The sequence below is a fragment of the Variovorax sp. 3319 genome (assembly GCF_031456585.1).
Lineage (GTDB): Bacteria > Pseudomonadota > Gammaproteobacteria > Burkholderiales > Burkholderiaceae_C > Variovorax > Variovorax paradoxus_P.
Window position 1 is genome coordinate 179916 of the sequence record NZ_JAVDUZ010000009.1, and the last position, 20870, is coordinate 200785.

General features: G+C 66.2%; 22 protein-coding genes. 8 read left to right on the top strand and 14 right to left on the bottom strand.

Going from position 1 to position 20870, the window contains the following annotated elements; translation table 11 throughout:
- Positions 1–30: 30 nt before the first annotated feature.
- Positions 31–1428: a TAXI family TRAP transporter solute-binding subunit gene (locus J2X67_RS18980; protein WP_309955305.1), complete on the bottom strand. Its 1398-nt coding sequence runs from the start codon at positions 1426–1428 to the stop codon at positions 31–33.
- Between the two features lie 7 nt (positions 1429–1435).
- On the bottom strand, positions 1436–2485 hold the full coding sequence (locus J2X67_RS18985; RefSeq protein WP_309955307.1) for a P1 family peptidase: 1050 nt from the start codon (positions 2483–2485) through the stop codon (positions 1436–1438).
- Positions 2486–2525: 40 nt separating this feature from the next.
- Here J2X67_RS18985 and J2X67_RS18990 point away from each other — a divergent pair, with 40 nt between their 5' ends.
- Entirely contained in the window at positions 2526–3824 is a 1299-nt protein-coding gene (locus J2X67_RS18990) for an FAD-dependent oxidoreductase (protein ID WP_309955308.1), read from the top strand.
- Between the two features lie 26 nt (positions 3825–3850).
- On the opposite strand, the gene J2X67_RS18995 is transcribed toward J2X67_RS18990, so the two are convergent.
- From J2X67_RS18995 to J2X67_RS19010, 4 genes are read right to left on the bottom strand one after another with little or no spacing between them, the layout of a single operon-like run.
- The gene (locus tag J2X67_RS18995; RefSeq protein WP_309955310.1) at positions 3851–4315 is read right to left on the bottom strand and encodes a DUF411 domain-containing protein; all 465 of its coding nucleotides are present in this window, start codon (positions 4313–4315) and stop codon (positions 3851–3853) included.
- An 11-nt stretch (positions 4316–4326) separates the two neighbouring features.
- Positions 4327–4605 carry a hypothetical protein gene (locus J2X67_RS19000; RefSeq protein ID WP_309955312.1) on the bottom strand — a complete coding sequence of 93 codons (279 nt, stop codon included), beginning with the start codon at positions 4603–4605 and terminating at the stop codon, positions 4327–4329.
- Positions 4602–5594, bottom strand: coding sequence for a glycerophosphodiester phosphodiesterase (locus J2X67_RS19005; RefSeq protein ID WP_309955314.1), 993 nt, complete (start codon positions 5592–5594; stop codon positions 4602–4604). Before J2X67_RS19005 ends, J2X67_RS19000 begins: the two co-directional genes overlap by 4 nt.
- Positions 5591–6157, bottom strand: a complete 567-nt coding sequence (locus J2X67_RS19010) for a DUF1439 domain-containing protein (protein WP_309955316.1) — start codon at positions 6155–6157, stop codon at positions 5591–5593. The genes J2X67_RS19005 and J2X67_RS19010 overlap by 4 nt, the downstream gene beginning before the upstream one ends.
- A gap of 143 nt (positions 6158–6300) precedes the next feature.
- Between J2X67_RS19010 and J2X67_RS19015 the strand changes: the two genes are divergently transcribed.
- Positions 6301–7263 (top strand): DUF72 domain-containing protein, encoded by a 963-nt coding sequence (locus tag J2X67_RS19015; protein WP_309955318.1) that lies wholly within the window; start codon positions 6301–6303, stop codon positions 7261–7263.
- Positions 7264–7278: 15 nt separating this feature from the next.
- Here J2X67_RS19015 and J2X67_RS19020 read toward each other — a convergent pair whose 3' ends face one another.
- From J2X67_RS19020 to J2X67_RS19050, 7 genes are all read right to left on the bottom strand, one after another.
- Positions 7279–8046: an amino acid ABC transporter ATP-binding protein gene (locus J2X67_RS19020; RefSeq protein WP_309955320.1), complete on the bottom strand. Its 768-nt coding sequence runs from the start codon at positions 8044–8046 to the stop codon at positions 7279–7281.
- A complete protein-coding gene (locus J2X67_RS19025) occupies positions 8030–8683 on the bottom strand; it encodes an amino acid ABC transporter permease (protein ID WP_309955322.1) in 654 nt (217 codons plus the stop codon). The genes J2X67_RS19020 and J2X67_RS19025 overlap by 17 nt, the downstream gene beginning before the upstream one ends.
- 20 nt (positions 8684–8703) lie before the next feature.
- Positions 8704–9360, bottom strand: a complete 657-nt coding sequence (locus J2X67_RS19030) for an amino acid ABC transporter permease (protein ID WP_309955324.1) — start codon at positions 9358–9360, stop codon at positions 8704–8706.
- 41 nt (positions 9361–9401) lie between these two features.
- Entirely contained in the window at positions 9402–10202 is an 801-nt protein-coding gene (locus J2X67_RS19035; protein WP_309955326.1) for a transporter substrate-binding domain-containing protein, read from the bottom strand.
- The gene (locus J2X67_RS19040; protein ID WP_309955329.1) at positions 10199–10969 is read right to left on the bottom strand and encodes a GntR family transcriptional regulator; all 771 of its coding nucleotides are present in this window, start codon (positions 10967–10969) and stop codon (positions 10199–10201) included. Before J2X67_RS19040 ends, J2X67_RS19035 begins: the two co-directional genes overlap by 4 nt.
- A 262-nt stretch (positions 10970–11231) precedes the next feature.
- Complete coding sequence (locus J2X67_RS19045) at positions 11232–12200, bottom strand: tripartite tricarboxylate transporter substrate binding protein (RefSeq protein ID WP_309955331.1); 969 nt, start codon at positions 12198–12200, stop codon at positions 11232–11234.
- Positions 12201–12241: 41 nt separating this feature from the next.
- Positions 12242–12682 carry an OsmC family protein gene (locus J2X67_RS19050; protein WP_309955333.1) on the bottom strand — a complete coding sequence of 147 codons (441 nt, stop codon included), beginning with the start codon at positions 12680–12682 and terminating at the stop codon, positions 12242–12244.
- Positions 12683–12911: 229 nt separating this feature from the next.
- Between J2X67_RS19050 and J2X67_RS19055 the strand changes: the two genes are divergently transcribed.
- Together J2X67_RS19055 and J2X67_RS19060 are read left to right on the top strand one after the other, a co-directional pair.
- Positions 12912–14612: a long-chain fatty acid--CoA ligase gene (locus tag J2X67_RS19055; RefSeq protein WP_309955335.1), complete on the top strand. Its 1701-nt coding sequence runs from the start codon at positions 12912–12914 to the stop codon at positions 14610–14612.
- An 85-nt stretch (positions 14613–14697) separates the two neighbouring features.
- The gene (locus tag J2X67_RS19060) at positions 14698–15228 is read left to right on the top strand and encodes a thermonuclease family protein (RefSeq protein WP_309955338.1); all 531 of its coding nucleotides are present in this window, start codon (positions 14698–14700) and stop codon (positions 15226–15228) included.
- A gap of 61 nt (positions 15229–15289) precedes the next feature.
- Here the strand turns inward: J2X67_RS19060 and J2X67_RS19065 are convergent, their stop codons facing one another.
- A complete protein-coding gene (locus J2X67_RS19065; RefSeq protein ID WP_309955340.1) occupies positions 15290–16636 on the bottom strand; it encodes an NAD(P)/FAD-dependent oxidoreductase in 1347 nt (448 codons plus the stop codon).
- A 165-nt stretch (positions 16637–16801) separates the two neighbouring features.
- Here J2X67_RS19065 and egtB point away from each other — a divergent pair, with 165 nt between their 5' ends.
- The 4 genes from egtB (at position 16802) to J2X67_RS19085 (ending at position 20811) form a co-directional block, all read left to right on the top strand.
- A complete protein-coding gene (gene egtB / locus J2X67_RS19070) occupies positions 16802–18058 on the top strand; it encodes an ergothioneine biosynthesis protein EgtB (RefSeq protein ID WP_309955342.1) in 1257 nt (418 codons plus the stop codon).
- 4 nt (positions 18059–18062) lie between these two features.
- Positions 18063–19079, top strand: coding sequence for an L-histidine N(alpha)-methyltransferase (gene egtD, locus J2X67_RS19075; protein WP_309955344.1), 1017 nt, complete (start codon positions 18063–18065; stop codon positions 19077–19079).
- A gap of 701 nt (positions 19080–19780) precedes the next feature.
- On the top strand, positions 19781–20065 hold the full coding sequence (locus J2X67_RS19080; RefSeq protein WP_015866436.1) for a DUF427 domain-containing protein: 285 nt from the start codon (positions 19781–19783) through the stop codon (positions 20063–20065).
- Positions 20062–20811, top strand: coding sequence for a 2OG-Fe dioxygenase family protein (locus J2X67_RS19085; protein WP_309955346.1), 750 nt, complete (start codon positions 20062–20064; stop codon positions 20809–20811). Before J2X67_RS19080 ends, J2X67_RS19085 begins: the two co-directional genes overlap by 4 nt.
- Positions 20812–20870 lie beyond the last annotated feature (59 nt).

Consider the following 20870-nt stretch of genomic DNA (forward strand, 5'->3'; position numbering starts at 1 on the left):
TGGAGCGCGCTCTAAGTCAAGCGTTTTAAATCAAGCAGTTTCCGCAGCCGGTGCCTTCGGCGGCGGCGTGCGGGGCGCGAAGTCGCCAGGCTGCGGCCAGCGCAACTGCACGCGCCTTTGCACCGTGTGGATGTTGTTGCGCAGCGCATAGAGCTCGTCGGCGTACGAAAGCGGCACGGCCACCTTGTTCACAACGCGGTCGAGTTCTTCCAGCTCGCTGAGCAATTCTTCGCGCCCGCCTTGCTGTGCGTCGATCTTGGCTTCGATGTCGCGCAGCCGTGCATACCAGCGGAACACGCGCCGCCGCACGCGAAACTGGTAGAGCGGCGGCACCACGCGGCTCAGCGGCAGCATCAGCACCAGGAGGCCGCCGAGCACGAGCCACATGCGCTCGATCAGGTTGCTGGCCCAGAAGGGCAGGTAGCGCTGCCAGAACGGCGGTGTGCCGTTGATGGCGCGGTCGCCCTCGGGGCTCACCGGCAGTTCGCTGGTGCGGGTGTTGGGAAAGTCGCGCGCGCGGTTGAACCAGCCTGCGTCGCTATGCAAGCCTTGGGCAGCCTGCGCAAAAAGCTGCCGCAGCGCGGAGTGCGTTTCCTCGCGCGAGAGCATCGACGTGGTGGCTGCGAGCAGCGTCACGTCCGACGGCGGCAGATCTTTCGAAAGATCGACGACGCCGCGCGGCAGCGTTACCGCTGAAAGAAAGGGAAAGCGACGCGAATAGGCATCGGCCTGGCCAAAATCCATCAGCTTGATGTCGGGCGCACGCAGCAGGCGCTGCACCTGCGGCGATTGCGGCGCCGAGGCCAGCACGATGGCGTCGAGCAGACCGGCCTGCAGGGCTTCGGCCGCGGCCGCCTGCTCGAGGTTGGAAAGCTGCAGCGCGTCGGCTTCGAGGTGGTTGGCCTTGAAGAGCCTTTCCATGATCTCGGGCAGACCGCTGCCCGGCATGTCGACGTTCACGCGCAAGCCGCGCAACTGCGTGAGCGAGGTCAGCGTGCTCGTCTTGCGGTCGATCTTCTGTGCGGTGTCCGCACGATAGAAGAGCCAGATCGGTTCGTAGAACAGGCTGCCGAGAGAGGTGAGCCCGGCTTCCTCATCGGCCACCGGGTCGGCGCTGCCGCCGCGCACAAAGCCCACGTCGGCTCCCCCGTTGCGCAGCAGCTGCAGGTTCTCGGTCGATCCGGTGGTGGCCTTGAGCTCCACTTCGATGCCGCTGCTCTTGAGCACTTCGGCATAGCGCTTGCCGAACTGCGCGTATGCGCTGCCGGTGGGGCCGGTGGCCAGGGTCACGTGCTTGGGCGGCTGCGGCTGCAGCCACCAGTAGGCGGCAATCAGCATGCCGATCACAAGAAACACGACGGGACCGGCCGAGGCGATGAGGTCGCGTATCGACAGGAGGATGAGCTTCAGCGTCTTGGGCATGGCCATGAGGAGTTCAACCTTTCGTAGCTGCGAGGTCGGCCGCGCAGGGAACATGCAGTTCGCCGGCGGTGACGGAGCGGGCCGCCAGCACCGCGCGCAAGGTGGCGCGTGCCACCGCTTCGGCCGCCATGGTGCCGAGCACGGTCATGCCGGGCCGCGATTCGGCGCCGGGGCCTTCGAGCGCAACACGGCCGGTGGCCAGCGCAAACAGCGTGTCGCCGTCGCTCATGGTGTGCACCGGGTTGATGGCGCGTGCGAGGCCGTCGTGCGCCACGCTGGCAAGCCGGTTGGCCTGCACCTTGGTCAGCACCGCATCGGTTGCAATCACTCCGAGCGTGGTGTTGGTGCCGGCGAGCAGCGGCTTGGGCAGCTCGCCGCGCAGCAGGGCCCGGCGCGTGTCGAGCAGTGCGAGTCCGTCTTCGGTGCGCGCGCCGGCCACCGGTTGCGCGGTGTCGGGGTCGATCACGTCGCCGAGCGCATTGACCGCGATGAGCGCGCCCACCGTCACGCCGCCCACGGTAACCGATGCCGTGCCGATGCCGCCCTTCATTGCGCGGTGCACGCCAAAGAGCTTGCCCACCAGCGCACCGCTGCCGGCGCCCACGTTGCCTTCGGCCGGGGCATTGCGGCTTGCCGCGTCGCAGGCGGCATAGCCGGCCGCGGCGTCGGGGCGGATGCGGGCGTCGCCCATGGGCAAGTCGAACAGCACGGCCGCCGGCACGATGGGCAAGGTGCCAAAGCGCACGTCCATGCCTATGTTGCGCTCCTCGAGCCAGCGCATTGCGCCCTCGGCGGCGGCAAGGCCCCAGGCGCTGCCGCCCGCCAGCATGATGCCGTGCACCTGCTGCACCAGGTTGCCGGGAGCAAGCAGATCAGTCTCGCGCGTGCCCGGCGCGGCGCCGCGCACGTCGACGCCGGCTACAGCGCCCTCGCGGGCAAGAACCACCGTGCATCCGGTAGGCCGGCGCGTGTCGGAAAAATGGCCGACTTCGATTCCGGCCACATCGGTGATGGCGCCTGAAGACGAAGATAGAGAAGAGGGTGCAGATGACGAAGCAGGCATGGCGGCCGATTATGGGACCGCGCCCTCTACGATAGGCGCCATGACAGTTGCAAGAAGTTTCTCCGCCGGCGGGGCTGTGCGCCACGTGGTCGTGATCGGAGCGGGCGCCGTGGGCAGCGCCACCGCCATCGAGGCGCTGCGCGCCGGCCTGCGCGTGACGGTGGTGGAGCCCGGCGAACCCGGCGGCCCGCACGCCACGAGCTATGGCAATGCGGGCTGGTTGTCTTCGCATTCGGTGGTGCCGCCTGCGTTGCCGGGTGCATGGCGCAAGGTGCCGGGCTGGCTGGCCGATCCGCTGGGGCCGCTGGCGCTGCGTTGGCGTTACCTGGCGCGCGCACTGCCATGGCTCTTGCGCTACCTGGCTTCGGGCTGGACCGAGGCGCGCGTGCAGCGCACCGCCAATGCGCTGCGCACGCTGCTCGCCGATGCGCCGGCGCTGCACGCCCGGCTTGCCGCCGAAGCCGGCGTGGCGCAACTCATCGAACAGCGCGGTCTGCTGCATGCCTACCGTTCGCGCGAAGAGTTCGAGGGCGATGCGCTCGCCTGGCGCGTGCGCGGGCGCACAGGCGTGCAATGGGAAGAATGGCAGGAGCCGCAGCTGCGGCAGCGCGAACCCGATCTCGACGCGCGCTACACGCTCGGTATCTTTGTGCCGGAGGCCGGCCACTGCCGCGACCCTGGTGCCTACGTGGCCGCACTCGCGCAGCATGCGCGGGAGGCCGGTGCGCAGCGCATGGCAACGCGCGCCACGGGGTTTCGCTTCGAAGATGGCCGGCTGCGCGCCGTGCAAACAGAGGCCGGAGAAATCGCCTGCGATGCCGCCGCCATTTGCGCCGGCGCGCGTTCGGGCCCGCTCGCCGCTGCGGCCGGCTCCCCGGTGCCGCTCGAATCGGAGCGCGGTTACCACGTGGTCGTCGAAGGGGCCGCGGTGGGCCCGCGCACACCGACCATGGTGGCCGACGGCAAGCTCATCGCACACTGGATGAACGGCGGTTTGCGGGCGGCAGGGCAGGTCGAGATCGGCGGGCTCGATGCCGCACCGGACTGGCGGCGCGCCGAGATCCTTCACCGGCATCTGCAATCGATGTTTCCCGCGCTCGGCGATGGGGCGGCGGATTCAACATCGGTGAAGCATTGGCTCGGCCACCGGCCCAGCCTGCCCGATGGCCTGCCGTGCATCGGAGCCTCGAAGGCCAGCAAAGACGTTGTGCTGGCTTTCGGGCATGGGCATGTCGGCCTTTGCGGGTCTGCGCGAACCGGCCGGCTCGCAGCGCAACTGCTGGCGGGCACAACGCCTGAAACGCCGCTTGCCCCTTTCGACCCCGGCCGCTTCAGCTGAGCGGCCCGCTATCGCGCGCTTTCGGCTCAGCGATAGCTTTGGTACACGCGGCTGCCGCCACCGGCCAGCACCAGCAGAACTTCGTAGGGATCACGTCGATCGCCGTAGGCAGGGCCGTCCATGCCGGGTGAGCCTACGGGCATGCCGGGCACCGCAAGCCCCACGGCTTTGGGCTTTTCGCGCAACAGCCTGTGCACCTCGCGCGCGGGCACATGGCCTTCGAGCGCATAGCCGCCGACGACGCCGGTGTGGCATGAGCCCAGCTTGGCCGGAATGCCGAGCCGCGTGCGGGCGGCATCGTTGCCGCTGTCATGCACGCGGGTTGCAAAGCCGTTCGCGTTGAGATGCTTCACCCAGTCCTGGCAGCAACCGCAGTTCGGGTCCTTCCAGATTTCGACCGTCGGCGCGGCCGCCAATGCGGCCAGCGGCCATGCCGTGGATGCGAGTGCCAGCACCGGCGCGGCGCGCAAGACAAGTGTTCGTCTTTGCATGTGGTTTCTCCTCAAGACGTGAGCTGCGCGCGGGCCTTGTCGACCCACACCTGCAGGTTGTCGAGCAGGTCTTTCTGGCTGAAAGAGCAGCTCTCTTCGCTGAACAGCGCGCTCGATTCCAGCCGGTCGAGCAGGTTCAACAGCACTTCGCCATAGCGCGGCGGCAGTGCCGCGAGCAGCTCGCTGCTTGCGCGTGCTTCGTTCGAAAGCGCGGTAACCGATTCGCCGCGGCCGTTGCGCAGTGCATCGATGCGCGCGCCAATGGCGTCGAGTTGCGGTGCGGCGTTCATGTGCCGGCCTTTCCGGGCGGCGGCAGCGAAAGGCCGCGTTCGCGCATCAGATCGCGCAGCACGTCCGGGTAGTCGGTAATGATGCCGTCCACGCCCCAGTCCATGAGCCGCAGCATGTCGGCGCGCTGGTTCACGGTCCAGGGCAGCACCTTGAGGCCGAGCTTTTGCGCTTCCTTGATGGCTGCGGGCGTCAGGTCGTTGTATGCGGGCGACCACGTCACCTGCGCGCCTGCGTTGCCGGCGGCGGCCTTGACCAGCTGCGGCGTCGAAGAAAAGTCGGCTGCGTTGAGGCCGGCCGTCCACCGGCTGTCCTTGAGCGTGCGCGCAGAGCTCAGGTACGCCCGCGGCAATTGCGGTGCAAGCTGGCCGACCAGCGCCAGGGTGCGCCAGTCGAAGCTCTGAACCGTCACCCGGCCGCCCATTTGCGCCTTGTCGATTTCTGCGAGCAGGGCGCGCACCATCGGTTCGGGCGCGGCGGTTTCGTCGGGCCTGGCCGGATCGATCTTGGTTTCGATGTTGAACCGGACCGTCGCGGCATTCGCACCGCGTGCGCGCACATGGTCGAACAAGGCCGCCAGCGTGGGAATGCGCTCGCCGTCGCGTGGCTGCTGCAGCGCAAACTGCTTGCCGTAGTTGGTTGCGGGGTTCAGCCGGCCCACGTCGTAGCTCTGAAGCTGCGCCAGTGTGAGCGAGCGAACAGCCGGGCCCGCCTTCGACGCAAGCCAGGCACCGTTCGCGTCGCGCGTGTGGTCTGCATTGAGCGTGGTGTCGTGCGAGATGACGACCACGCCGTCCGCCGTGAGTCCGATGTCGAGTTCGAGCGTGGTCACGCCCATGTCGATGGCGTTGGAGAACGCCGCCAGCGTGTTCTCGGGTGCAAGGCCGCGCCCACCCCGATGGGCTTGCAGGTCGAAGTGCTGCTTTGCGGTGGGGAGAATGGCCGCGCAGCCAGCAACAAGCAATGCGGCTGCAAGCAGTGGATATTTCATTTCAGCTGTACCTTGATGCCGTTGTCCAGTACGGTGATGTCGCCAATCTCGTAGGTCTTGCGGCCGACCGTGAGCTCGTCCGCAGTAAAGCTGCGCAGCACCTGGCCTTGCAGCAGCTCCTGCGCCACCACGGCGCCCATCTTCTGCAGGCGCTCGGCATCGCGGCCTTCCACGCCCTGCAATTCGAGCCGCTCGGCCTTGGGCTGGTCCAGCCGCAGCGCGCGCGTTGCGGCGTCGTAGCGTAATGCACTGCTGACCGACACCACGCCCTGTACGGGCGAGGCAGCGAGCAACGGACTCGCAATGGTCAGCGTGGCCGTGATGGCGGCGCGATTGCCGCGTGCGTCCAGGCCCAGCTGCGGGTCGCGCAGGCCGACCATGAAGATCTCCGCATAGCGCTCGGCCACCGGAAAGCGCCTGGCGATCTGCGTTTGCAGCTCGTCGCGGCTTGCGGTGTATTCGCTGGTAAAAAAGTTGAAGCCGGCCAGCGCCGGGAGCGGCGCCTGCAGGGCGGCGGCACCCAGGAGAGCACGCAGCATCCAGCGGCGGGAGTGGGGGGGCAAGGTGCGAATTTGCATACTTCTGGGAGCTTGCCACATCCGGCATGGTTCCGTTGCGCGCGCTGCTACGCGAAAAGGCAATTTTCCTACGCCTGGGAAATGCCTGGCGCGCAACCTTTGCGCTTCGGCGGAACAGAAGACGAGCGATGCAGGGCACCACGCGAATAGGAATTTCTGGCTGGCGCTATGCGCCGTGGCGAGGGCGCTTTTACCCGAAAGGCCTGGCGCAGCGGCTCGAGCTCGACTTTGCCTCGCGCATGCTGCCCACCATCGAAATCAACGGCTCTTTCTACTCACTGCAGCGCCCCGAGTCGTACCAGGCGTGGCACGACGCAACGCCCGACGATTTTGTCTTTGCCGTGAAGGGGCCGCGCTACATCACCCATAACCTGCGGCTGAAGGAACCGCGCGCTGCGTTGGCCAACTTCTTCGCCTCGGGTGTGTTTGCGCTGGGGGCCAAGCTGGGGCCGATTCTGTGGCAGTTGCCGCCTTCGTTTGCGTACAACGCCGAACGGCTCGAAGAGTTTCTGGCGCTGTTGCCAAGGGACGGCCGGTCTGCCCTTGCGCTTGCGCGACAGCACAACGAGAAGCTGGACGACGACCGCGCGTTTCTGAAGGTGCCCGCGAAGCTGCAGATCCGGCACGCGATCGAGGTGCGGCATGCGAGCTTCGAGAACCCCGGCTTCATCGCGATGCTGCGCCGGCACGGCGTTGCGCTGGTGGTTGCAGATACCGCGGGGCGCTGGCCCCTGCTCGAAGACCTTTGCGCCGACTTCGTCTACATGCGGCTGCACGGCGACAAGGAGCTTTATGCGAGCGGCTACAGCAAAGAAGCGCTCGACCGCTGGGCCGAGCGCATCGACGCCTGGCGCAGCGGCCGGCAGGTCAAGGACGCAAGGCTGGCCGAACCCTCGCGCCTGTCGTCACGCAAGAAGGGACGCGACGTGTACTGCTACTTCGACAACGACGTTAAGGTGCACGCACCGTACGATGCCGCGCATCTGGCGGCCCGGCTCGGTGTGGAAACCGGAATCGGGCCCGACGACAACTTCGATCCGCCGCCCGGCATGAGTGTGGGCAAGCGCACGAAGGCGCGGGCCCGCAAGTAGCGAAATCTTCCCGCCTCAGTCGTGCAGCGACGAAAGAAACTGCTTCAGCTCGGCCGTTTGCGGATTGCCGAAAAGCTCGGCCGGCGGCCCCATCTCGTGCACGCGGCCCTGGTGCATGAAGATCAGGCGGTCGCTCACCTTGCGTGCAAAGCTCATCTCGTGCGTGACCATGAGCAGCGTCATGCCTTCGTCGGCCAGCGACTCCACCACGCGCAGCACATCGCCCACCAGTTCGGGGTCGAGCGCGGAGGTGATCTCGTCGCACAGCAACACGGCCGGTTCCATTGCCAGCGCGCGTGCAATAGCCACGCGCTGCTGCTGGCCGCCCGAAAGCTGGTCTGGCATGGCGTCGAACTTTTCGGCCAGGCCCACGCGGTCGAGCAGCTTGCGCGCCTGCGAGGCCGCTTCCAGGCCGCTGCGCTTTTTTACCAGCGTAGGCGCGAGCATCACGTTCTTGCCCACAGTGAGATGCGGAAAGAGGTTGAAGCTCTGGAAGATCATGCCCACGCGCTGGCGCAGCTCGCGCATGGCCATGGCGCTTTCATGCAGCAGGGGCTTGCCGTCAACGGTGAGGGAACCTTCCTGGAACACCTCGAGCCCGTTGATGCAGCGCAGCAGCGTGCTCTTGCCAGAGCCGCTCTTGCCGATGATGGCGATGACCTCGCCGCGCTTCACTTCAAGGTCGATGCCCTTGAGAACCTCGTTGGCGCCATACGATTTGCGCAACGCGGTCACGCGCACGATGGGCGCGGCGGAAGTCTGGGGTTCAAGCACGGCGGCCATGGGATTTCCTCTCGAGGTTCTTGGCGTACAGGCTTACGGGGAAGCACAGCACAAAGTAAAGCAGCGCCACGCAGCTGAACACCACGAATGGCTGGAAGGTGGCGTTCGAAATCATGCTGCCGGCCTTGGTGAGTTCGACAAAGCCGATCACCGAGGCAAGCGCCGTGCCCTTGATCACCTGCACCAGAAAGCCCACCGTCGGCGCAATGGCGATCTTTACCGCCTGCGGCAGGATCACATGGCGCATCTGCTCCGCAAAGCTCAGCGCCAGGCTGCCAGAGGCTTCCCACTGGCCTTTGGGAATGGAGGCCACGCAGCCGCGCCAGATCTCGGTGAGAAAGGCGCTGGTGTAGAGCGTAAGCGCCACGCTTGCCGCGGTCCACGCAGACACATCGACGCCGAACAGCGCAATGCCGAAGTACGCAAGAAACAGCTGCATCAACAGCGGCGTGCCCTGGAAAAGCTGCACGTAGAAGCCGACGGCGCGGTTCATGACGCTGCCGCCGCGCAAGCGCAGGAACAACAACAGCCCGCCCACCAGCCCGCCGCCGATGAACGCGATGAGCGACAACACGACTGTCCAGCGCAGCGCCATGAGCAGGTTGCGCAAGATGTCCCAGAGAGAAAAATCGACCATGTGTGGCTTCCCTCGTTTTTTCAGCGGCCGAAGAAGAACTTCGGCCCGGCCCAGTTGAGCAGCCTGCGCAGAGCCACGGCCAGCGCCAGGTAGACCAGCGTGGCGATGATGAAGGCCTCGAACGCGCGGAAGTTCCGGCTCTGGATGAGATTGGCCGCGTAGCTCAGCTCTTCGGTCGAAATCTGTCCGCACACCGCGGAGCCCAGCATCACGATGATGATTTGGCTCACCATGGCGGGCCATACCTTCTTGAGTGCCGGCGGCAAGATGACTCGGGTGAACACCTGCACCTTGTCGAGCGCCAGGCTCACGGCCGCCTCGATCTGCCCCTTGGGCGTGGCCTCGATACCGGCGCGGATGATTTCAGTGGCGTAGGCACCCAGGTTGAGCACCATCGCAATGATCGAAGCCGTCTCGGGCGTGAGCTTGACGCCCGCTGCAGGCAGCCCGAAAAAGATGAAGAACAGCTGCACGATGAACGGCGTGTTGCGGATCAGCTCCACATAGCTGCCGACGAGCCAGCGCAGCCACGCAGGCCCGCTGGCGCGCGCCCAGGCGCAAGCCACGCCCACGGCCATGCCAATGAGGGTGGCAATGGCCGTAAGGCCCACAGTCCACGCAACCCCCTTGGCGAGCAGCCGCCAGTCGACAAGAACTGCACCAAAGTCGAATTCCATGGCCGCGCCTTCTTCTTTACTCGTCGGGGTTCAGCGGGCGATCAGACGGGCAGGTCGCCGGCGGCCTTGCCGAGCCACTTCTTCGACATGGCGTCCAGCGTGCCGTCCTTCTTGGCGGTGGCAATGATTTCGTTGACCTTGGCCTTCAGCGCGGCTTCGCCCTTGGCAACGCCGATGAAGCAGGGGCTGTCTTTCAGCAGCAGCTTGAACTCGGCGCTCACCTTCGGGTTCTTGGCAAGCATGTCGCCCGCAACCGCTGCGCTGGTTGCAAGGGTTTGCGTCTGCCCGGCCACAAAGGCTGCGATCGTCGCGTTGTTGTCCTCGAAGCGGCGGTAGTCGACGTTGGGCGGCGCCACCTTGTTCAGTTCCTGGTCTTCCATTGCGCCGCGCGTCACCGCCACGGTCTTGCCGGCCATATCGGCAAAGCTGGTGAGCTTCATGCTCTTGGCCGCATACACGGCCTGGAAGAAGGGCGCATAGGCGGACGAGAACTCGATCACCTTCTCTCGCTCGGCGTTCTTGCCGAGCGTGGAAATCACGAGGTCGGCCTTGCGCGTCTGCAGGTAGGGAATGCGGTTGGCGCTGGTCACGGGCACCAGCTCGGCCTTCACGCCGAGCTTGGCGGCAATGAGCTCGGCCATTTCAACGTCCAGGCCCTGCGGCTTCATGTTCTTGTCGACCGAGCCGTACGGCGGGTAGTCGGTCGGCACGGCAATCTTGATGGTCTTGGCCTTCAGCACGTTGTCCAGGGCGTTCTGCGCCTGGGCGGTGCCGGCGGCGGCCAGCATGGCAACGGACGCAAGCGCAAGCGTGAGGTGGCGTTTGGACGAAGAGAAGGTCATAGCAGGGCTCCTAGGTAAGTCGAAGAATCGGATTCATTGGCAGAAGACGCGGCCGTCTTGCGACGCCTTGGCTTGGCCGCGGTGTTCTGTTGCAGCGGCGCCAGCGCATCGCGCAGTTGCGCCAGCGGGTCGGTGGGTGCTTGCACGCGTAGCGCCGATTGCACGGTGCCGATATGGGCCGCCATCAAGGCTTCGGCGGCGGCATGGTCGCCTCGTTCAAGTGCGGCAACGATCTGCACGTGGTCTTCGCACGACTGCACCGCGTCGTGCGTGCTTTGGTAGAGCATGGCGATCAGCGTGGTGCGCGCGGTGAAGTCGCGCAGCGTGTCGGCCAGCAGCGTGTTGCCCAGGCATTCGGCCAGGCACACATGAAAGTCGCCCAGAAGAAAGCTGCGGTTGCCGACGTCGCTTTCCTTCAGCGCCGCTTTTTCACGCTGAAGGTGTGCCTTCAGCTGCCGCAGTGCGGTCTTGTCGATCTTGCCGGTGCTGCCCGTACTGCGGATCAGGCCAAGCTCGATGACGCGGCGCGCCTCGAAGGCCTCACGCGCTTCTTCTTGCGAAGGCTCGATAACGAACCACCCCCGCCGTGCGCTCACCGTCACGATGCCGCGTGCCGCCAGCCGGGTGAGAGCCTCGCGCACGATGGTGCGGCTGCAGTCGAAGAGCATGGCCAGCTGCTGTTCGCCCAGGCGCGAACCCGGCGCGAGCTTCTGCGCCATCACCGCTTCGACGATGCGTGCACTGATTTCGGATGCGGATGTAGACATTGGTCTGCATACCAGCAGCTTTTGTGCCAACTGGTATGCAAGATATGTGCACCGAAATGGGCTTGCGCTGCATGCCGGTGGTGCGTGGCGCTTCGTTTACGAGGCTTGGTTGGGGGCGCTCGTTTTGTGGTGCCGCTGTTCAGGGCGGCGCACCCGCCGACGGGGTACCTTGCTCCGCGAATGTCCCCCGGCCTGCGGCCTCCTCCTTTGTTTCGCTGCGCAAGGCACCCCGCCAGCGATTGCCGTGAGCCGAGCCAGCCAATCAATCCATCCGCGCGCCCGAAGCCTTCACCGCCTTGTCCCACCGCGGAGTTTCCGTGGCAAGAAAGCGCGCGAAGTCGTCGCTGCCCAGATAGGCCGGGTCCGCCCCCTGGCTCACCATGCGGTCGCGCACCTCGGGGCTGGTCAGCACCTGCTTGAACGCATCGCTCAGCTTGGCGACCACGTCCTTGGGCGTGTCCTTCGGGGCGAAGAAGCCGTAGAAGCCCACCACCTCGAAGCCCTTGACCCCCGATTCGATGACCGTCGGTACATCGGGCAGGGCCGGGTTGCGCTCGCGGCTGGTCACCGCCAGGGCGCGAACCTTGCCCTGCTTGTGATAGTTGGCCGCCTGCGGAATCGATTCGGCCATGAACTGCACTTGCCCGCCCATCAGGTCGGTAAACGCCGGGGCACTGCCACGATATGGGATGTGCACCATGAAGATGCCCGTCGCCGTCTTGAACATTTCGGGCACCAGGTGGCTGATACCGCCGTTCCCAGCCGAGCCGTAGTTGACCTGGCCGGGCCGCGCCTTCGCGTAGTCGACGAACTGCTTGATGTTTTGTACCGGCAGCTTGGGCGTGACCAGCAGCGCGAGCGGCTGCATGGCGGTGCGGGCAATGGGCACGAAGTCGCGCTGCGTGTTGTAGGGCAGCTTGCTGTAGAGCGCGCCATTGATCACTGCCACGCCGGTGTTGGCCAGCATCAGCGTGTAGCCGTCGGCCGGGCTCTTGGCGACCGCGTCGGCGCCTACCGAGCCGCCTGCGCCGGGCTTGTAGTCGACGATCAGCGGCTGTCCGAGCACGGCTTGCAGCTTGTCGGTCAGGAGCCGCGCATGCTGGTCGAGCGGACCACCCGCCGGAAAGCCGATCACAACCTTGATCGGCTTGTCCGGATAGGCGGCCATGGCCGCGGCCGTGCCGAGCGCGAGAAAAAGGACCGCCAATGCGGTCCGGGTGGGCTTGTTCATGATTCGTCTCCTTTTTGTGGAGACGATCATAAGCAGCAGCGCTAGGCCGCCAGCGTGGCCTTCAGCGTGATTTCGGGCACGCTCGCAAGCGCCTTCGAAAGCGGGCAGCCTGCCTTGGCGGCGGCTGCAATCTGCTGGAACTTGGCCTCGTCGAGCTTGGGTACCGTGGCGTCCAGCTCGAGCGCGATGCGGTCGATCTTGAAGCCCTCGCCGTCCTTGGCCAGCCGCACCGCGGCCCTGGTGTCTACCTTGGTGGCGGTGAAGCCTTCCTTCTCGAGCGCAAACGCAAAGGCCATCGTGAAGCAGGCCGCGTGGGCGGCGCCGACGATTTCCTCGGGGTTGGTGCCGCGCTTGTCGTCCTCGAAGCGGCTCGCGAAGCCGTAGGGGTAGTCCTTGAGGGCGCCCGTCTCGGTGCTGACCTGGCCCTTGCCGGTCTTGCCGGCGCCTTCCCAGTGAACGCTTGCGTGCTTGTCTGCTGCCATGAGATTTCCTTCTTTGCCGTGGGTGGATGGAGGGACCGACAGGTATCGCGCGAAAAGCCCGCCGTGTCTGTAGTCGCACGGCGCGTGCGCGGTATGTCCAAAGTGAGAAGAATGGGCGTCACCAAGGTGACGTTCCGGGGGCTTCCCCGATGGGAGGCGCGGCCGGGGCGGCTTAGGCTGCGGGCTGCTTTCCTTTTTCCCCTTTCTCTCATCGTTCGCCGCCTTGACCATGCAACAACGCCCGCACTACAAGTTCTGGCCCAAGCGCCTTCCGCATTCGATCACTGTTCCCGCCACCTCGCTGTGGCACAACCTCGCGACGTCGGCGGCGCGCTACCCCGACAAGGCCGCGCTCGTGTTCTTCGGCCGGGTAATGAGCTACCGCGAATTCGCCGACCAGGTCGAGCGCCTGGCCGGCACCCTGCATGCCATGGGCGTGAAGCGCGGCGACCGCGTGGTGCTGAACATGCAGAACTGCCCGCAGCTGGTGATCGCGCATTTCGCAATCCTGCGGGCCAACGCCGTGGTGGTGCCGGTCAACCCGATGAACCGGGCCGAAGAGCTCAAGCACTACATCGTCGACCCCGACGCGAAGGTGGCCATTACCACCGGCGACCTGGCCGGCGAGCTGGCCAAGGCCAGCAACGCGCTGCCGCCAGGGCAGCAGCTCGATCACCTCATCGTGACCCAGTTCACCGACGCCTTCGACGCCGATGCAAGCGGCGACGACGCGCCCGCGCCGGCGTGGAAAGAATGGCTCACCACGCGCCACCCGCTGCCCGAACTGGCGCAAGGCAGGGCGATGGCCTGGACCGACGCGCTTGCGGCCGGCCACGCCGCGCCCGAGCACGTGGTGGGCGCCGACGACATGGCGCTGCTGCCCTACACCAGCGGCACCACGGGCCTTCCGAAGGGCTGCGTGCACCATCATTCGAGCCTCATGCACAACGCGGTGGCCGGCCAGCTCTGGGGCCAGGCCACGTCCGAAGCGGTGGTGCTGGCCGTGGTGCCCATGTTCCACATTACCGGCGTGGTGAGCATGATGCACACCTCCATCCTTGCGGCGGGCATGCTGGTCATCATGCCGCGCTGGGACCGCGACGTGGCCGGCCGGCTCATCTCGCGCTGGAAGGTCACCAGCTGGACCAATATTCCCACCATGGTGATCGACCTCATGGCCAGCCCCAACTTTGCGAGCTACGACCTGTCGAGCATCACGCACATCGGCGGCGGTGGTGCCGCCATGCCGCAGGCCGTGGCGCAGCGCCTGTTCGAGCAATACGGCCTCAAGTACCAGGAGGGCTACGGCCTTACCGAAACGGCCGCACCCTCGCACACCAATCCGTCGGACCATCCCAAGCAGCAGTGCCTGGGCATACCCTTCATGAGCACCGATGCGCGCGTGGTCGACCCCGACACGTTGCAGGAAATGCCCATCGGCGAATCGGGCGAGATCATCATCCACGGCCCCGAGGTGTTCCAGGGCTACTGGAAGCGGCCTGACGCTACGAAGGCCGCTTTCGTCGAGTTCGAGGGCAAGCGCTTCTTCCGCTCGGGCGACATGGGCCGCATGGACGAGGACGGCTATTTCTTCATTACCGACCGGCTCAAGCGCATGATCAACGCGAGCGGTTTCAAGGTGTGGCCGGCAGAGGTGGAGCTGCTGATGTTCCGCCACCCCGCCATCCAGGAGGCCTGCGTCATCTCCACCAAGGACAACTACCGCGGCGAATCGGTCAAGGCGGTGGTGGTGCTGCGCGCCACGCACAAGAACACCACCGAGCAGGAGATCATCGACTGGTGCCGCGAGAACATGGCCGTCTACAAGATCCCGCGCAAGGTGCAGTTCGTGGACGCACTGCCCAAGAGCGGCAGCGGCAAGGTGATGTGGCGGCTGCTGCAAGAGGACGAGAACGAGGCCGCCGCGTAACAGCGGGTTCGCGGCCGCGAGGCAGGTGGCTTAGCAACGAGAATCCGTGGCTTTTGCCGCCACGATTTCTTGTTTCTTGTTGCCCATGCGTTTGCGCCTTCTCGCCGTCACTTGCCTTGCGTTCTTGCCACTGCTGTCGCCGCTGCCTTCGCACGCCGCATCGCGGACCTGCCTTGTCGTGGGCATCAGCGACGGCGACACGCTCACTGCCCGCTGCGGGCGATTCGGCGCCTACGATGAAGTGAAGGTGCGCATTGCCGCCATCGATGCGCCCGAGCGAGCCCAGCCCTACGGACAGCGCAGCCGCCAGGCCCTCAGCCGCCTTTGCTACTTCGAGCAGGCCGTCATTACCGATCACGACACCGACCGCTACGGCCGCACGGTGGCCGACGTTACCTGCGATGGCCAGGACGCCGGAACCCGGATGGTGGCCGAGGGATGGGCCTGGGTGTACGACTTCAACGGCATTGCCACGCGGCGCGGCGGCGGATTGTTCAAGCTGCAGGAGAGTGCGCGTGCGCAGCGCCTGGGGTTGTGGGCCGGCGCCAAGCCGACGGCGCCGTGGGAATGGCGGCGCCGCGAACGCGAGAACCGCGCGAACGATTCGCTGTTCTGAGCGGCCTTCAGGCGCCGGTTGAACAGCGTGTTGCGTCAGGCAGCTTCCCGCAAATTTGCTGCTACGACTCGCTCTTGCCCTGCACGTCCGCCACCACGCGCGCGTTGCGCTGGAAGCTCCAGTAGGCGCTGGCCCAGTCCATCATCACGACGATGCGGTTGCGAAAGCCGATGAGAAAGTACGCGTGCGCAAACAGCCAGAAGAGCCATGCGAGCCGGCCGCTGAAACGCAGCGGGCCCAAGGGCGTGCCCAGGTCGACCACCGCCGAGTTGCGGCCGATGGTTGCCAGGTTTCCGTAGTCGCGGTAGCGAAAGGGCACGGTCGGCGTGCCGGCAATGCGGCGGAGGATGTTCGACGCGGCGGCGCGGCCCATCTGCTTGGCGCCGGGCGACACGCCAGGTACGGGCTTGGGCGGCTTGCCGGGTGCGTGGCTCATGGCTGCCGCAAGGTCGCCGACCACGCTGATTTCGGGGTGGCCGGCCAGGCTCAGGTCGGGCTCGACCTTGATGCGGCCGGCGCGGTCGCATTCGGCGCCGGTCGCTTCGCCCAGCATGCGGCCCAGCGGCGAGGCCGCGACGCCCGCGGCCCACACCACACAACTGCTCTCGATGCGGTAGCCGGTGGCCGGCGCGCCGTTTGCGCCGCCGCCCGACTGCACCTCTAGCCCGTTGGCATCGATGGCGGTCACGCGCGCGTTGAGCCGCACTTCGACGCCCAGCTTTTCCAGCTGCTCCAGCGCCTTCTGGCTCAGGCTTTCGGGCATGGCCTGCAGCACGCGCGGGCCGCCTTCGACCAGCAAGACCTGTGCGCTGCTCGGATCGATGTGGCGGAACTCCCCCGAAAGCGTGTGCTTGGCAATTTCGGCCAGGGTGCCGGCCATTTCGACACCCGTTGGCCCGGCACCAATTACCACGAAGGTCAGCAATGCGCGGCGGCGCTGCGGGTCGGTCGCGGTTTCGGCCGCTTCGAACGACATCAGCACCCGCCGGCGAATTTCGAACGCATCGGCCAGCGTCTTGAGGCCGGGCGCGAGGGGCGCCCATTCGTCATGCCCAAAATAGCTGTGGGTTGCGCCGGCCGCGACGATCAGGTGGTCGTAGCTCACCCGGCTGCCGTTGGTCAGCTGCACCGCGCGCGCCGCCGCGTCGATGGCGCTCACTTCGCCCAGCAGCGTGGTGATGCGCGGCTGCTTGCGAAAGAGGGTGCGCACCGGCGCTGCAATCGAGGGTGCGGCAAGCCCGGCGGTCGCCACCTGGTAGAGCAGGGGCTGGAACAGGTGGTGATTGGTTTTCTCGATCACCGTCACGTCCACGTCGGCGCTTTCGAGCCTGCGGGCAGCTTCGAGCCCGCCGAATCCGCAACCGACGATGACGACGTGGGGGCGGGTGGAGGCGTTGTTCGTTTGCATCGAACGGATGATACGCAGCCGCCCTGCAAGCCGGCGCGTCTTGTGCCAAAGTAGCTCCCCCACCGGTTTGACGCCCCTCCGCAAGAGAGCCAGGGCGAGAACTTGTCCTACGTACCGCTGCAATACGAATCGGCTACAACGAGCAGTTGCCCGACTGGAGACACCATGACGCTTTCCCGGCCGATCGCCCAGGCGGCGAGCGCACTGCGCGACAAGTTTCGCGAAGTGCGCGCTGCCAGCCTGTCGCTCGCCGCACCGCTCTCTGCCGAAGACCAGTGCATCCAGTCGATGCCCGACGCGAGCCCGACCAAATGGCACCTTGCGCACACGACCTGGTTTTTCGAGACCGTGCTGCTGCAGCCTCACTCTGCAGGCTATCGGCCGTTCGATGTGCGCTTTCACTACCTCTTCAACTCGTACTACGAGGCGCTGGGCCCAAGGCATCCGCGGCCGCAGCGGGGGCTGCTTACGCGCCCCTCGGTGGACGAGGTGCATGCCTATCGCAGCCATGTCGACGAGGCGGTGCTTGCGCTGCTCGACCGCGACATTGCCGACCAGGACTGGGCCGCCATCGAGCCCATCGTCACGCTGGGCCTGCATCACGAACAGCAGCACCAGGAATTGCTGCTTACCGACATTCTTCATGCCCTGTCATGCAACCCGCTCCTGCCTGCCTACAAGCCTGCGGCGGGGCCCGCATTGCGACTGGCCGCGGTGCCGCCCGCCATGCGCTGGCTGCCCCAGCCCGGCGGAGTGGTGCAGGTGGGCCACGAGGGGGCGCGGCAAGGCTTTGCCTTCGACAACGAAACGCCGCGGCACGATGCGCTGCTGCAGCCGTATGCCATTGCCGACCGGCTGGTGAACTGCGGCGACTACGCCCAGTTCATTGCCGATGGCGGCTACAAGCGGCCGGAGCTGTGGCTGTCTGACGGGTGGGCTGCGGTGCAGGCGCAGGGCTGGCGGCATCCGGCCTACTGGCTCGAGCCCGACGATCCGCGGCTCGGCCCGCAGCAGCACCAGGGCGGCTGGCATGTGTTCGGCCTGCACGGCGTGCGGCCCATGGAGGCCGATGCGCCGGTCTCGCAGCTGAGCTTCTACGAAGCCGCCGCGTACGCGGAATGGGCCGGGGCCCGGCTGCCGACCGAGTTCGAGTGGGAGGCCGCCTTCGACGCGCCCGGCATCTCGCAGATGACGGGCCACGTCTGGCAGTGGACGCGTTCTTCATACGACCCGTATCCCGGCTTCAGGCCCATGCCCGGCATTGCCGCCGAATACAACGGCAAGTTCATGGTGGGCCAACTGGTGTTGCGCGGTGGCAGCGTGGCCACCCCGGCAGGGCATACGCGGCCCAGCTACCGCAACTTCTTTCCGCCGGCGGCGCGCTGGCAGTTCTCGGGGCTGCGGCTCGCGAAAGACATCTGAAATCATGCGCAATCCAACATCCTCGTCATCTTTCTCGTTTGCCGCCGCACAACAGCAGCGCCAGCCTGCGGCGTCCCCCGCTGCTGCTGCGACTAGTGAGCCGCTGTGCGAATTCGGCCGCGCGATGCAGGCGGGCCTTGCACGCCGGCCGCGCAGCATTTCACCCAAGTTCTTCTACGACGCGGCCGGTTCGCAGCTGTTCGACCGCATCTGCGACCTGCCCGAGTACTACCCCACGCGAACCGAGTTGCGCATCCTCGGCGAATGCGCCGGCGAGATTGCCGAGCAGATCGGCCCCGGTGCCGAAATCGTGGAGTTCGGTGCCGGCTCTCTGACCAAGGTGCGGCTGCTGCTGGATGCGCTGGAGGCACCCAAGCGCTACCTGCCCATCGACATTTCCGGCGAGCACCTGCAGGCCGCCGCCGAGCGGCTGAAGGCCGACTACCCCGAGCTGGTGGTGCAGCCGATTGCGGCGGACTACACCATGCCGCTGGTACTGCCTGCGCCGATGCCCGGCGCGGGCAAGCGCGTGGGGTTTTTTCCGGGGTCGACGATCGGGAATTTCGAGCCTGAAGAGGCGCTGGCTTTTCTGCAGCTTGCCGCGCGGATGCTGCGAGGGGGCGGGCTGCTGATCGGCGTCGACCTGGTGAAGGACCCGGCTCGCCTGCATGCTGCGTACAACGATGCGCAAGGCGTGACAGCTGCGTTCAACCTCAATTTGCTGCGGCGTGCCAACGCCGAGCTCGATGCCGACTTTGATCTGGATGGCTTTGCGCATTCGGCGTTCTACAACGCGCCCAGGCAGCGCATCGAGATGCACCTGGTGAGCCGGCGGGCTCAGGCTGTTTCACTGCACGGTGAGCGGTTTGGGTTTGAGGAAGGGGAGACGATTCATACCGAGTACTCGCACAAGTTCACTGTGGATGGACTGCGGGCACTGGCTGTGAAGGCGGGGTTTCGGCCGTTGGCGGTCTGGACGGATCCTGAGAGGCTTTTTAGTGTGCATTGGCTGGGGGCCTGATCTTTCTTTGGTTCGTTTGCTTCCCGAGGCCGGGTCTCGCCCCGGCGGGCGACTCACTTTCTTTTGCTTCGCCAAAAGAAAGTAAGCAAAGAAAAGGCGACCCCACTGTCTGCGACCCCTGCGCTGCGCTACGGGGCAACCTGCGGTGCTCGGTTTTCGCGGGGTCCGCAGAACTCGCTGCGCTCAAACAGCTGCGGCCCTGATCCGCGAAACCCTCCGCTCCTCGGCGCATACAGAGGGGCTTGGAAACCGACGGGCCTTTGCTTCGCTCGGCCACCAGGCCACCGCGGCGCTGCGCGCCGCAGTGGTTGGCATTGAGTCGGCTGTTGGTATTGGCTGTTGGCTGTTGGGGCCGAGCGAGAGCGAAGGCTGCCCGCTCCCCACCCCTTCTGTATGCGCCGAGGAGCGCAGATGGAGGCGGGATCAGGGCCGCAGCTGTTTGAGCGCAGCGAGTTCTGCGGACCCCCGCCGGAGTCGAGCACCGCAGGTTGCCCGTAGCGCAGCGAAGGGACGCAGACAGTAGGGGTCGCCTTTCTTTGCTTACTTTCTTTGGCGAAGCAAAGAAAGTGAGTCGCCCGCCGGGGCGACACCCGGCCTCGGGAAGCAAACCAAGCCCACCTACCCAAAGCCCACCTACCAAAGCCCACGAACCCAACCAAAGCCCAAAGGGCACAATAGCCCTTCCCCGTGGAGAGCAACACATGAAAGCAACCTGGAACGGCGTAACCATCGCCGAAAGCGACGACACAGTGCTCGTCGAAGGTAACCACTATTTCCCGATGAGCTCGCTCAACCGCGACCACGTCACCTTCAGCAACCACAAGACCACCTGCCCATGGAAGGGCACCGCCAGCTACTACTCCCTGCTGGTCAACGGCGAACTTCATACCGATGCCGCCTGGTACTACGCAGACCCCAAGCCCGAAGCCGAAGAGATCCGTGATCGCGTCGCGTTTTGGAAGGACGTGAAAGTCACCGCGTCGTGACCACCGCCGCATTCGCACCGCCCTTCGTCCAGCCTGCCGAGCTCCTGGCTGCGCTGCGCGATCAGGGCTACGCAGTGCTCAGCCCGCAAGGCGTAAGCGACTGGCTCGGTGTGCCGCTCGGCCAGCTCGAGTCGCTGCACGCCGATTGGAACGATCTTCCACCGGACGAATACCTGAAGGACGGCGGCCGCTACCGCACCCGGCGCCATGCGTGCTTCACCGTCGAGGGCGAGGCCATCGCGCAGGTGCCGCATCGCGCGCACTGGCAGCCGGTTGAATACAACGCGCTGCACGGCGGCATGCAGCGCTGGTTTGCGCCCATGCACGAGGCCACGGTGGCGCAGCCGGTGTGGCAGCGGTTGCTGCAGCGGCTGGGCGAAGCGGCAAGCGGCATGCGCGGCAGCGCGTCGCAGCCGTGGTTCGTCGAGGCGCATCAGTTCCGCATCGACACCGCGGGCGGCATTGGCCGGCCCACGCCCGAAGGCGCGCACCGCGACGGTGTCGACCTTGTTGCGGTGGCGCTGGTCGGGCGCAGCGGCATCAAGGGCGGCGAAACGCGTGTGTTCGAAGCCAACGGAAGGCGCGGCGAGCGCTTCACCATGACCGAGCCGTGGACGCTGCTGCTGCTGGACGACGCGCGCGTAATCCATGAATCCACCCCCATCCAGCCACTGGAAGACGGTGCAGCCGGCTGGCGCGACACCCTGGTCGTCACCTGCCGCGCTCAGGGTTTCCAGGGGGATTGACCCCGCTGGCTTGAGTCCTACAGTCACGCCCCGGCCGAGGGGTTAAATTGGAGGCCCGG